General features: G+C 56.6%; 13 protein-coding genes. 7 read left to right on the forward strand and 6 right to left on the reverse strand.

From position 1 onward, the window contains the following. Positions 1–22: 22 nt before the first annotated feature. Positions 23–625, forward strand: a complete 603-nt coding sequence (locus AC1QQ2_RS02210) for a DNA-3-methyladenine glycosylase I (protein ID WP_479711909.1) — start codon at positions 23–25, stop codon at positions 623–625. Here AC1QQ2_RS02210 and rsmA read toward each other — a convergent pair. Together rsmA and AC1QQ2_RS02220 are read right to left on the reverse strand one after the other, a co-directional pair. Next, positions 612–1,454, reverse strand: coding sequence for a 16S rRNA (adenine(1518)-N(6)/adenine(1519)-N(6))-dimethyltransferase RsmA (gene rsmA, locus AC1QQ2_RS02215; RefSeq protein WP_249946339.1), 843 nt, complete (start codon positions 1,452–1,454; stop codon positions 612–614). The genes AC1QQ2_RS02210 and rsmA overlap by 14 nt on opposite strands. A gap of 44 nt (positions 1,455–1,498) precedes the next feature. Next, a complete protein-coding gene (locus AC1QQ2_RS02220) occupies positions 1,499–2,662 on the reverse strand; it encodes a M20 aminoacylase family protein (protein WP_479711910.1) in 1,164 nt (387 codons plus the stop codon). 63 nt (positions 2,663–2,725) lie between these two features. Here AC1QQ2_RS02220 and mazG point away from each other — a divergent pair, with 63 nt between their 5' ends. From mazG to AC1QQ2_RS02235, 3 genes are all read left to right on the forward strand, one after another. Next, positions 2,726–3,568 carry a nucleoside triphosphate pyrophosphohydrolase gene (mazG, locus tag AC1QQ2_RS02225; RefSeq protein WP_479711911.1) on the forward strand — a complete coding sequence of 281 codons (843 nt, stop codon included), beginning with the start codon at positions 2,726–2,728 and terminating at the stop codon, positions 3,566–3,568. A gap of 67 nt (positions 3,569–3,635) precedes the next feature. After that, positions 3,636–4,640, forward strand: a complete 1,005-nt coding sequence (locus AC1QQ2_RS02230) for a Fe(3+) ABC transporter substrate-binding protein (RefSeq protein ID WP_479711912.1) — start codon at positions 3,636–3,638, stop codon at positions 4,638–4,640. A gap of 130 nt (positions 4,641–4,770) precedes the next feature. Continuing rightward, positions 4,771–4,962: a hypothetical protein gene (locus AC1QQ2_RS02235; RefSeq protein WP_249946343.1), complete on the forward strand. Its 192-nt coding sequence runs from the start codon at positions 4,771–4,773 to the stop codon at positions 4,960–4,962. Here AC1QQ2_RS02235 and AC1QQ2_RS02240 read toward each other — a convergent pair. The 4 genes from AC1QQ2_RS02240 to AC1QQ2_RS02255 all read right to left on the reverse strand — a co-directional run bounded on the left by AC1QQ2_RS02240 (position 4,959) and on the right by AC1QQ2_RS02255 (position 8,792). Continuing rightward, positions 4,959–6,767, reverse strand: a complete 1,809-nt coding sequence (locus tag AC1QQ2_RS02240; RefSeq protein WP_479711913.1) for an ABC-F family ATP-binding cassette domain-containing protein — start codon at positions 6,765–6,767, stop codon at positions 4,959–4,961. The two genes, AC1QQ2_RS02235 and AC1QQ2_RS02240, sit on opposite strands and share 4 nt — an antisense overlap. A gap of 96 nt (positions 6,768–6,863) precedes the next feature. Further along, complete coding sequence (gene coaD / locus AC1QQ2_RS02245; protein WP_067549002.1) at positions 6,864–7,358, reverse strand: pantetheine-phosphate adenylyltransferase; 495 nt, start codon at positions 7,356–7,358, stop codon at positions 6,864–6,866. Positions 7,359–7,422: 64 nt separating this feature from the next. Next, positions 7,423–7,857 (reverse strand): CBS domain-containing protein, encoded by a 435-nt coding sequence (locus AC1QQ2_RS02250; protein ID WP_249946345.1) that lies wholly within the window; start codon positions 7,855–7,857, stop codon positions 7,423–7,425. A 56-nt stretch (positions 7,858–7,913) separates the two neighbouring features. Then, positions 7,914–8,792 (reverse strand): LysR family transcriptional regulator, encoded by an 879-nt coding sequence (locus tag AC1QQ2_RS02255; protein ID WP_105235325.1) that lies wholly within the window; start codon positions 8,790–8,792, stop codon positions 7,914–7,916. A 113-nt stretch (positions 8,793–8,905) separates the two neighbouring features. On the opposite strand from AC1QQ2_RS02255, the gene AC1QQ2_RS02260 reads away from it, so the two are divergent. From AC1QQ2_RS02260 to AC1QQ2_RS02270, 3 genes are all read left to right on the forward strand, one after another. Next, entirely contained in the window at positions 8,906–10,405 is a 1,500-nt protein-coding gene (locus AC1QQ2_RS02260) for a CoA-acylating methylmalonate-semialdehyde dehydrogenase (protein WP_479711914.1), read from the forward strand. A 103-nt stretch (positions 10,406–10,508) separates the two neighbouring features. After that, complete coding sequence (locus tag AC1QQ2_RS02265) at positions 10,509–11,648, forward strand: acyl-CoA dehydrogenase family protein (protein ID WP_479711915.1); 1,140 nt, start codon at positions 10,509–10,511, stop codon at positions 11,646–11,648. After that, on the forward strand, positions 11,645–12,676 hold the full coding sequence (locus AC1QQ2_RS02270) for an enoyl-CoA hydratase/isomerase family protein (RefSeq protein WP_479711916.1): 1,032 nt from the start codon (positions 11,645–11,647) through the stop codon (positions 12,674–12,676). The genes AC1QQ2_RS02265 and AC1QQ2_RS02270 overlap by 4 nt, the downstream gene beginning before the upstream one ends. Positions 12,677–12,689: the final 13 nt, after the last annotated feature.

A 12,689-nucleotide genomic window follows, 5' to 3' on the forward strand; every position in this document is an offset into this window, starting at 1 on the left:
CGGGTTTTTTATTTGGTCTATTATGAAAATTGAACAGACTTCGGACGGTTTGAACCGCTGCTGGTGGTGCACTGCGACAGAGCAATACATCGCCTATCACGATGACGATTGGGGCGTTCCGACCGCCGATGACCGCACCCTCTTTGAAAAGATCACACTCGAATCGTTTCAGTCAGGACTGAGCTGGCGAACGATTTTGGAAAAACGCGATGGGTTCCGCCGTGGCTTTGCCAATTTCGACATTGCGACGGTCGCGCAATTTGACGAGGCGGATATTGAGCGTTTGTTGAATGACACTGGCATCGTTCGTCATCGCGGTAAGATCACAGCGACAATCAACAACGCCAACCGTGCGATAGAGGCCATCGCCACCCACGGATCGCTCGCCACGTTCCTATGGTCGTTTGCCGATCCGAACGACCTCGGCTCTGGCACTGAGCAGCGCGGTACCTCACCCGCTGCAGAGGCGATGTCGAAAGCGATGAAAAAGCTCGGCTGGATATTCGTCGGCCCCACCACGGCCTATGCGTTTATGCAGGCCACAGGCATGGTGAACGACCACGTTGAGGGCTGCCATCACCGTGCGATTTCAGCGGCGGCAATCGCCGGCTTTACGCGTCCTTAATCGACCGAGCAAGCGCGCAGAACTGTTCCAAACTGACCTGCTCTGCGCGCTCTGTCGGCTGAATTCCTGCGGCGATTAGGTGATCTTCGATATTCGGGGCAACGCCCTTGAGCGAGGCACGCAGCATTTTGCGACGCTGATTGAACCCAGCCGCCACGACGCGCGATAGGGTCGCCGCATCCGCAGGGAAACGCGGTTCGGGCAATGCGGTCAGATGAACCACAGCCGACGATACTTTGGGCGGCGGCGTAAAGGCTTGTGGCGGCAGGTCGAGCACGATTTTCGCGTCAGCCCGCCACTGGGCAAGGATCGCCAAACGGCCATAAGCCTTGCTCCCGGGTTGGGCGACGATGCGTTCGGCGACTTCCTTTTGGAACATCAGCGTCAGCGACTGCCAAAACGGCGGCCATTCTTTCGGCGTCAGCCACCGCACTAATAGCTCTGTCCCAACGTTATAAGGCAGGTTCGCTGCGATTTTGATCGGCGGGGTCAGGTATTGCAGCGGATCAATTTCCAGCGCATCGCCGTTGATCACCTGCAAACGCCCGTCATAAGCGTCCGAGATTTCTTGCAAGGCAGGCAGGCAACGTTCGTCTTTTTCGATGGCGAGCACGCGGCGTGCGCCTTCGGCCAACAGACCGCGGGTCAACCCCCCCGGCCCAGGCCCGATTTCGAGAACATCCGCCCCACTCAGATCACCTGCCTGACGCGCGATTTTCGCAGTCAGATTCAGGTCGAGCAAAAAGTTCTGCCCCAGCGATTTCTTTGCCGAAAGCTGGTGCGTCGCGATCACCTCGCGCAGAGGGGGGAGTTCATCAATACGGGCCATAGAGGGTCCATGCGCGAAGTCGGGTCAACCGTCAAGCCTAGCGATCAATCGCGCGGCTGAGCGCGTTCCACAAGACGGGCCAAATAGCTGGCGCCAATCGGTGCAGAACGGTCATCGAAATCATAGGCGGGATGGTGAACACTGGCCGTATCACCGTTGCCGAGGAACAGATAGGCTCCTGGACGGTTTTCGAGGAAGAACGCAAAATCCTCTGCGCCCATTTCCTTGCCACCGTTGCCGTCCACCTTATCCGCGCCCACAATTTCAGAGGCCGTCGCGATGGCGAATTGGGTCGCCTCTGGATCGTTGATGGTGGGCGGGTAGTCGTCCATGTAGATCAACTTTGCCTCAACGCCGTAGGCCATCGCCTGCCCTTGCACGATCTCTTGGAGGCGTTGTTTGACCATCGCCTGAACATCGCGCGAAAACGTCCGAACGGTGCCGTTAATGTAGGCCTGATCTGGAATGATGTTGTCCGCTGTGCCCGTGTGGATTTGCGACACCGACACGACCAGATCATCAAAGGGCGAACGACTACGGCTTACGATGGTTTGGATCGCTTGGGTAATGCCACAGGCCGCGACGATCGGATCGCGGGCCTCTTGGTGATAAGCGACGTGACCGCCCTTCCCCGTGATTTCCACGTCAAAGGCATCGACCGCGGCCATAATCGGACCTGAGGTCGTGTAGAATTCACCCAGTGGCAGCCCAGGGAGCGTATGGATCGCGTAGATCTGGCTGATGTCAAAACGGTCGAGCACGCCCTCTTTGACCATCACACCCGCGCCACCGCCTGCTTCTTCGGCGGGTTGAAACACCAACGCCACGCGGCCTTTGAAATTACGCGTCTCGGCCAAATACCGTGCCGCACCCAAGAGCATCGTCGTATGTCCATCATGCCCACACGCATGCATCCGCCCGTCAATGGTTGAGGCGTAGTCAGCGCCCGAATGTTCTTGCATCGGCAGCGCGTCCATATCCGCCCGCAGACCAATGGTCGGGCCCTCACCTTGCCCGTTGATGATCGCGATCACTCCAGAGGTCGCAATGCCTGTATGCACCTCATCCACACCGAATTCCCGCAGCCGTTCAACGACAAAGGCCGCCGTATTATGGCAATCGAACCCGATCTCTGGATGCATATGCAGGTGCCGACGCCACGCGGTCATATCGGTTTCGAATTCGGCAATGCGGTTTAGGACGGGCATGGGTGGACTCTCGCGCTTGGGTGGATACCTTGGCCACAGAACCCTAATTCAAGGACGCCTGCAATGGACCTCTCCGCTTCTGACGCCATCGTGCATTCCCCCGACGGAACAATGGAGCGGCTGTTAGAGATCATGCGCCGCCTGCGGCACCCCGAAAAAGGCTGCCCGTGGGACATCGAACAGGATTTCGCAACCATCGCGCCCTACACCATCGAAGAAGCCTATGAAGTGGCTGATGCGATCGAACGGGGCGCCTGGGACGAATTGCGCAGCGAATTGGGCGACCTTCTGTTCCAATCCGTGTTCCACGCGCAAATGGCCGAAGAAGCGGGTCACTTCAAATTTGAAGATGTCGCCAAAGCGATCAGTGACAAGATGGTCTCGCGCCATCCGCACGTCTTTGGGACCGAAGGCAATGATTTCAGTGCCGATACCCAAGTCGACCGCTGGGAAGAGGTCAAAGCCGCAGAGCGCGCTGCCAAATCCGAAACCCGCGTTTTGGATGGCGTTGCCGTGGGTCTCCCCGCGCTGTTGCGTGCAGTAAAGTTGCAAAAACGCGCTGCGCGGGTCGGTTTTGATTGGCCCTCTACCGATCAGGTGATCGACAAAATCATCGAAGAATCGCGCGAACTGGTCGAGGCCCGCGACACCCTGACACAAGACGAAGTCGAAGAGGAAATGGGCGATCTGCTGTTCGTCGTGGCAAACCTTGCCCGCCATCTGAACGTCGACCCCGAAGCCGCCCTGCGCCGCACCAACGCGAAATTCATACGCCGTTTCAACGCTGTAGAAGACGCATTAATCGCCAAAGGCAGTAGTCCAGAGCAGAGCAATCTCGAAGAAATGGACGCACTTTGGGACGCTGCGAAACTGGCCGAACGCGAGGCAGAAAAAACCCGACTATAAAATTCAGGTATTGACCCGAGCGTTTTAGTCAGGTTTAACGACGGCAATTCAAATGCCGGAGTTTATCATGACTTTTCGTTCCCTCCTCCTCGCTTCTGTTGCAGGCGTCGCCGCCCTGCCCGCCGTTGCGGACGTCAACATCTACACCACGCGCCAACCTGAACTGATCCAGCCTGTGATGGATGCCTTCACCGCTGAAACAGGCATCAATGTGAACCTCGCGTTTGTGGACAGTGGTCTGGTTGAACGGCTCAAGGCAGAAGGCGCTCGTTCGCCAGCCGACCTCGTTATGACCGTCGACATTGCGAACCTTCAGCAAATCGTGGATGCGGATGTGATCCAGCCTGTCGAAAGCGACACTCTGACCGCGTCGGTCCCTGCCGAACTGCGCAGCCCGGATAACCTCTGGTTCTCGCTCACCACCCGCGCCCGTATCGTCTATGCGAGCCAAGAGCGCGTGGCAGATGGTGAAGTGACCACCTACGAAGACCTCGCCGATCCGAAATGGGCAGGCCGTATCTGCACCCGTTCGGGCGTGCATGACTATAACCTCGCCCTTCTGTCGGCTGTCATCGCTCACCACGGCGAAGACTACGCCCGCACTTGGGCCGAAGGTGTCAAAGCAAACCTCGCCCGCAAACCCGAAGGCAACGACCGCGCACAGGTTCGTGCGATCTGGGCTGGCGAATGCGATATCTCGCTCGGCAACACCTATTACATGGGCCAAATGCTTGCCGATCCAGAACAGACCGAATGGGCGAACTCTGTCCGCATCGTGTTCCCGACATTCGAGGGCGAAGGCACCCACATCAACGTGTCGGGCGTCGCGATGACCAAAGCCGCGCCGAACCGCGATGAAGCCTTGCAACTGATGGAATTCCTTGTCTCCCCCGAGGCACAGGCCATCTACGCCGAAGCGAACAACGAATACCCAGTACTCGAAGGCGCGGCGCTGTCCGATCTGGTAGCGAGCTGGGGCACCTTTGAGCACGACAAAATCGACCTGACCGAGGTTGCAGGCCACCGCGCAACCGCACTGCGGATCATGGAAGAAGTGAACTTCGACGGGTAAATCATGGGGGCTCTGCCCCACACCCCCGGGATATTTCAGGCACAAAGGCATAGGCGGCGACGCCTATGCTTTTGAGGTCGTGACAGCCTGTCGCATGTCAAAATTATAATATATATGTCACATGCGGATTATGACTGAACATGCACACAACCCCGAAAACTTTGGCACTATCGTAAAACCACTGCTTGGCCTTGTGGTTTTGCTGGTGTTGCTTGCCATCTCGATCAAGATTTTTGGTATCGCAGGACTGATGGTTCCCGTGCTCGCACTGGTCCCCACCATCTACGTTATTCTTATCTGGATTTCCCTCGGCAAGTCCTAAGCTTCTGATTTTTCCATCAAAAGCATCCACTCTTCTTCGGCAGCGGCAAGCGCATCTTGTCGCTGCACGAGGGCCTCAGTCGCCTTTTGGAACTTCACTGGCTGTTTGGTGAACAGTTCGGGATTTGCCAGCAGCTCCTCTAGTTTTGCGATCTCTGCAGTGATCTTGTCGATCACAGCAGGCAGTTCTTCGAGGCGGTGTTTTTCGGTAAACGACAGACCGTTTTTCCGGGTATCCGATTTCGGTTTTTCTGCCGGCTTTGCGGTTTCAGCGGGTTTTGCTGTCTCTTGAATAACGGTGCCGCGTTGGTTCAAGTAGTCCATCCAGCCGCCTGCATAGACCGTCGCGTTCCCGTTGCCTTCCATTGCGATGGTCGTCGTCGCAACACGGTCGAGGAAATCGCGGTCGTGGCTGACGAGGATGACGGTGCCATCGTAATCGTCGAGGATTTCCTGCAAGAGATCGAGCGTCTCAATGTCCAAATCGTTCGTCGGTTCGTCGAGGACCAAAAGGTTCGACGGTTTCGCCATAAGTTTGGCCAGCAACAAACGCGCCTTTTCACCGCCCGATAGGGATTTTACAGGCGCACGGGCCTGCGCTTCGTTAAAGAGGAAATCTTTGAGGTAGGCGACAACATGTTTGGGCACGCCGCGCACCATGACCTGATCTGCACGCCCACCGACACGCATTTCAGGATCACCCGTGAGGCTATCCCAGAGCGACATCTCTGGGTCGAGCTGCGCCCGCGTCTGGTCAAACACGGCAACCTCAAGGTTGGTGCCCAGCTTCACACGGCCGGCATCAGGATCGACCTGACCCAGCATCATTTTGATCACGCTGGTTTTTCCGACCCCGTTGGGCCCGACAAAGGCAACACGATCACCGCGCTGTATGGTGATCGTCAGGCCTTTCACGATTTGCTTATCGCCAAAGGACTTGGTCAGATCTTCAACCTCAATCACCTTTTTACCAGAGGTCGGCCCACTCTCGAGCGTGAGGGCCGCCGTCCCCTGCCGCTTGATCATCGAAGCCCGCTCCGCACGCAAATCCTGTAGGGCACGAACACGCCCTTGGTTCCGCTTGCGACGCGCAGAAATCCCTTCGACCGCCCAACGCGCTTCGGCTTTGATCTTGCGATCCATCTTGTGCTTGGCGGTCTCTTCTTCGTCCCAAACCTTGTCGCGCCATGCCTCGAACCCGTCAAAGCCCGTTTCCTGACGACGCACTTCGCCGCGATCAATCCATAGGGTCGCCCGCGTCAAAGCCCGCAAAAACGCACGGTCGTGGGAAATCAGAACATAGGCCGCCTTGGTCGACTTCAGTTCATTCTCCAACCATTGCACCGCCTCAATATCGAGGTGGTTGGTCGGTTCGTCCAAGAGCATCAATTCAGGCGCTTCAGCCATCAACTTGGCCAAGGCCGCGCGGCGGCGTTCACCACCTGATGCGGTCGCAACATCGCGGGACGGATCGAACTTCAGTCCATCCGCAACCATCGCAACGCGGTAGGCTTCGCTCGGATCTAGGCCACTGGCGGCATAATCGCCCAAGGTTGCATACCCCTCCATTGTAGGGTCCTGCTCCATATAGCCGACCGTGACACCGGGCGGCACAACGCGCATTCCATGGTCGGCTTCCACCAACCCAGCCATCACTTTCATCAGAGTCGATTTACCCGACCCATTGCGCCCAACCAGCGCAACGCGATCGCCGCCCTGCACAACAGCAGAGAGGTCTGAAAATACGGGGTCCCCACCAAAGGTCAGGGAAATGTCGGATAACTGGAGTAAAGGTGCGCGTGCCATGTCGTGCAGCTAATCTGCCCCATCAAAACACGCAAGGGCTCGCCTGCCTTTGTGCTGTAAATATCCCGGGGGTCTGGGGGCAGAGCCCCCAGCGTATTAGCCCCGCAAACGCGATTCCAATGCCGATTTCACAGAAGTCGGCACGAATTTCGATACATCACCATTCAAACGGCAAATCTCTTTGACCAGCTTCGAGGCGATGGCTTGGTTTTTCGCGTCGGCCATCAGGAATACGGTCTCAATGCTGTTATCGAGCGAACGGTTCATCCCGACCATTTGGAATTCGTATTCAAAATCAGCCACCGCGCGCAGGCCGCGGATGATGACATTTGCGCCAACATCGCGGGCACAATCGATCAACAGATTCTCAAACGGATGCGCAACAATTTCAGTGCCCGTCGAAGCCGCAATAGACGCAACTTCAGAGCGGATCATCGCAACGCGTTCTTCTAGGTTGAACAGTGGTCCCTTATCGCGGTTGATCGCAACGCCAATGACCAGACGGTCTACCAGTGAACAGGCACGGCGTATGATGTCGATGTGGCCGTTAGTAATTGGATCAAACGTGCCGGGATAAAGGCCAATACGCATCTGGTGCCCCTCTTTGGTTCATTGCCCGCACGCAACAATATTGCGCACGGGAATGCAAGGGTACTTATCGTCCCATCACCATGCCTTCGAGCGCATCTTTTTCCATCGCGAGTTCTGATAGGCGCGCTTTGACAACGTCACCAATCGAAATCAGGCCGATGAGTTTGCCATCAGACATCACAGGAAGGTGGCGGAAACGGCCATCTGTCATGATCTGAAGCACCTGATCCGCAGTCACATCGATGGTCGTTGTGATCAGTTTTTTCGTCATCAGAGCCTCAATCGACCCCGACAGGATTTCTACGCCCTGCTTGCCCATTTCGCGAACGATGTCGCGTTCGGACAGGATACCAGTTGGGACTTCGCCGTCGTGCGACACCACGATTGTACCAATCCGATTGTCAGACATGATCTGCACGGCTTTGGACACAGGTTCGCTTGGGGCTAGCCAATAAATGCCAGTTTTTTCTTTGGAATTCAGAATGTTCTGTACGAGCATGGCTGGTCCTCCTCAACTGCCGATACTTGCAGCGTCATCGCAATACCCCCCACCTGTCAAGCGGCCTGAGCTTCCAAACGTGCGATTTCAGCCCGCATGCCTGCCAAAAGGGCTTCGGCAAATCGGTTCAAGCGATCGGATTTGCGGTCAGACAAGTGGCGCACCAAATAGAAACTGCGCAGCAACGACAGTTCATTCATCAAAACACGGGTCAATTCAGGCGCACAAGGAAGCGCGAAATCATGCACGATCCCTACCCCACCATGACGAAGCATCTGCAATTGCACAGCGACAGAGTTCGATGCCATCTGCACGCCATCCCGCGACAATGTGCCCAAGTAATCCAACTCCTTGTCAAAGATCATATCGGGGATGTAGCCAACGACGGGCACACCATGCAGGTCAGCCATCGTTGTGGGCATCCCGCTGTCCTGCCGCATCGCAAGGTGGAGCCTGTAATCGCTGATCTTTTGAACCGTCAGGCGCCCAGCATCAGGGGGCGACACAGTGATGGCCATATCGGCTTCGCGTTTGGACAGGTTCACCACACGCGGCAGCGCGAGGATTTGCACTTCGAGTCCCGGATTTTCGGCCTGAATAGCCGCGCAGACTTGGGGCAGGAGAAAGTTCGCACAACCGTCAGGCGCACCGATGCGCACTTGTCCAGACAGACCTTTATCGACCGCCTGCCCTTCGTCCATCGCGAGCGACAAAGCCGTTTCTGCCTGCGCCGCATGATCGCGCATCCGTAATCCCTGTTCAGTCAATGCGTAGCCTTGGGGGGACTTCACAAAGAGCGGTGCGCCGACGGTTTCCTCGAGCCGCGTGATCCGACGGCCAACGGTCGCAGGGTCCATTTTCAATAGCGGTGCCGCAGCCGAAAGGCTCTCCGCCCGCGCCACGGCCAAAAACACCCGCATGTCATCCCAGTTCATCGATCACACCTTTGCATTTTTGCAAAACGATTTTGACAAACCTTCTCTTTTACCGACCAAAACGCAAGACTATTCTAGCGCCAATTCAGATCAGACCCCTTAGGGAGGATACCATGCAGGAACTGACTCACTTCATTAACGGTGAACACGTCAAAGGCACCTCGGGCCGCTTTAGCGATGTTTACAACCCAGCCACTGGCGAAATCATTGCCAAAGTGCCGCTCGCATCCGACGAAGAAATGGATGCCGCGATCAAAGCTGCGGAAAAAGCTCAGGTCGAATGGGCGAAAGTAAACCCGCAGCGCCGCGCTCGCGTCATGATGAAGTTCGGTCAGCTGATCAACGAACACATGGAAGAGCTGGCAGAGCTGGTTGCACGTGAGCACGGCAAAACTATCCCCGACGCACGTGGCGACGTTCAGCGTGGCCTCGAAGTGGTCGAAGTCTGCATGGGCGCGCCTGCGATGCTCAAAGGCGAATACATGAACGACGGTGGCCCGGGCATCGACCTTTATGCAATGCGCCAGCCTCTCGGCGTTGTTGCGGGCATCACCCCATTCAACTTCCCTGCAATGATCCCGCTGTGGAAAATGGCGCCTGCGATCGTTTCAGGCAACGCTATGATCCTCAAACCGTCCGAGCGCGTTCCTTCGACCGCTCTGCGCCTTGCTGAACTGATCATGGAAGCTGGCCTTCCAGCTGGCGTTCTGCAGGTTGTGAACGGTGACAAAGGTGCGGTTGACGCAATCCTAGACCACGACACCATTCAGGCAGTTGGCTTTGTAGGTTCGACCCCGATCGCGCAATACATCTACGGTCGCGCTGCAACCAACGGCAAACGCGCACAGTGCTTCGGTGGTGCTAAGAACCACATGATCATCATGCCCGACGCTGATCTCGACAAAGCGGCAGACGCTCTCGTTGGCGCAGGCTATGGCGCGGCTGGCGAACGCTGCATGGCTATCTCGGTTGCTGTGCCTGTTGGTAAAGAGACCGCTGATCGCCTGATCGAAAAGCTGGTTCCGAAGATCGAAGCTCTGAAAGTCGGCCCCTACACCGCTGGCGAAGACGTGGACTTTGGCCCCGTTATCACCGAAGCATCGAAAAACCGCATCAACGGTCTGGTGAACTCTGGTGTTGAGCAAGGTGCGAACCTTGTTGTCGACGGTCGTGACTTCAAAATGCAGGGCTACGAGAACGGCTTCTTTGTAGGCGCGTCGCTCTTTGACAACGTGACGCCAGACATGGACATCTACAAAGAAGAGATCTTTGGCCCTGTTCTGTCGACCGTCCGTGCGGAGAACTACGAAGAAGCTCTCGATCTGATCATCAAGAACAACTACGGCAACGGCACCGCGATCTACACCGCTGACGGTGACACCGCGCGTGACTTCGCTACCCGCGTGAACGTTGGCATGGTTGGTATCAACTTCCCGATCCCAGTTCCGCTGTCCTACTTCTCGTTCGGCGGCTGGAAGAAGTCTGCATTTGGCGACCTGAACCAATACGGTCCAGATGCGTTCAAATTCTACACCAAAACCAAGACCGTGACCGCACGCTGGTTCTCGGGCATCAAAGATGGTGTCGCGCTGAACTTCAAAGCGATGGACTGATAGCGAAAACATTGCGGGGCGGCCATTGGCCGCCCTTGCTATTTCTGACAGTTCGTCGTTTAATTAAACAATCGTTCAATTAGTGACTTTGGGAGGAGGCGCTATGGACTTTGCATTGTCCGAAGAACAAACCGCTATTTTCGATATGGCAAAGGCATTTGGCGAAGAACACATCGCGCCCTATGCCAAAAAATGGGAAGCTGAGGGAACGATCCCCAAAGAACTCTGGACGAAGATCGCAGAGCTCGGATTCGGTGGATTGTATGTCAGCGAAGAGTCTGGCGGTTCGGGGCTGACACGCCTAGACGCCACGCTGGTGTTCGAAGCTCTTTCAATGTCTTGCGCCTCTGTCGCGGCTTTCCTGTCGATCCACAACATGTGTCTCAAAATGTTGGACACCTATGGTTCGGATGACCTCAAGGCACGCTATATGCCCAAGGCCCTGACCATGGAAACCGTGTTTTCCTACTGCCTGACCGAACCTGGGTCGGGGTCAGACGCAGCGGCCCTGAAAACCCGCGCAACCCGCACCAATGACGGCTACACGGTCACAGGGACCAAAGCGTTCATTTCTGGCGGCGGGTATTCCGATGCCTATGTCGTTATGGCCCGCACGGGCGAAGATGGGCCCAAAGGGATTTCGTCGCTGGTGATTGAGGACGGCGCTGAGGGGCTATCGTTTGGTGGTCTTGAACAAAAGATGGGCTGGAAATCGCAGCCGACCCGTCAGGTTCAAATGGACGATGTCAAAATCCCTGCCAACAACCTCTTGGGCGAAGAAGGCAAAGGGTTTAGCTATGCGATGGCGGGCCTCGACGGTGGTCGCCTGAATATTTCAGCCTGTTCTTTGGGCGCGGCGCAAACGGCACTCAATTCGACGCTGGTCTACATGTCCGAACGCAAGGCATTCGGCAAATCCATCGACCAGTTCCAAGCGCTGCAATTCCGCTTGGCCGAGATGGAAATCGAACTCCAAGCAGCCCGCACGTTCCTGCGGCAGGCGGCATGGAAGCTCGACACAGGCGCGCCTGATGCGACCAAATTCTGCGCGATGGCCAAGAAGTTCGTCACAGAGGCAGGTAGCCGCGTGGCGGACCAATGTCTGCAATTGCACGGCGGCTACGGTTACCTCGCGGACTACGGCATCGAAAAAATCGTGCGTGACCTCCGCGTTCACCAAATCCTCGAAGGCACAAACGAGATCATGCGCATGATCGTGGCACGGGATCTGGTGGGTCGATGAGCGACGTTCTCACTCGGATCGAAGGGCACGCAGGGCGGATCACACTGAACCGCCCCAAGGCCCTGAACGCCCTCACCTATGACATGTGCATGGCGATTGAGGCTGCGATTGATGACTGGCGCGACAACGACGCTGTGAAGCTCGTCATTATCGATGCAGAGGGCGAAAAAGCCTTCTGTGCGGGTGGCGACATCGCCGATATCTACGCCGCTGGAAAACGCGAGGAGTTTGACTATCCCCGTAAGTTCTGGCGCGATGAATACCGTATGAACGCAAAACTGGCGGAGTATCCAAAACCCGTCGTGAGCTTTATGCAGGGCTTTGTCATGGGCGGCGGTGTTGGCGTTGGCGGGCACGTGTCGCATCGCATCGTTGGTGACACCACGAAAATAGCCATGCCAGAATGCGGCATTGGCCTGATCCCCGACGTTGGCGGCACACGCCTTCTGGCACTGGCGCCACGGCACCTAGGCGAATTCCTCGGACTGACGGGCGATCGCATGGGGGCTGGTGACGCGATCTATGCGGGCTTTGCCGATACATACATCGCAGAGAAAGATTGGGATGGCCTGAAGGCGATGCTAATCGAAACTGGTGATATTGAGGCCATTGCCCACACCGCGCAGCCCGTGCCCGAAAGCATTCTGCGCGAATGGCAGGATGCGATTGATGCGGTATTCAGTGGCGACAGCATGGAAGACATCGCAGAGCGTTTGTCCCATGCCAGCACCGATGCAGCCCTCAAGGCCCAAGCCGCTTTTGCAAAAAATTCACCACTGGCGATGACGTCGACGCTTTGGCTGGTTCGTGAATGTCGCAAGAACCCTGACATTCGCAACGCATTGCAGCTCGAATATCGTTTTACCAGTCGTTCACTAGAACTGGCTGATCTGATCGAAGGCGTGCGCGCCGCGATCATCGACAAAGACCGCAATCCGCAGTGGATGCACACCGACGTGTCCGAGGTTCCCGCCGATCTGGTGGCCCAGTTGTTGGCCCCCGTCGACGGCCCTGATGTGACCTTTTGAGAGAGAGAAACAG

The sequence above is a fragment of the Aestuarium sp. genome (assembly GCF_023253315.1).
In the GTDB taxonomy this organism is placed as follows: Bacteria; Pseudomonadota; Alphaproteobacteria; order Rhodobacterales; family Rhodobacteraceae; genus Marivivens; species Marivivens donghaensis.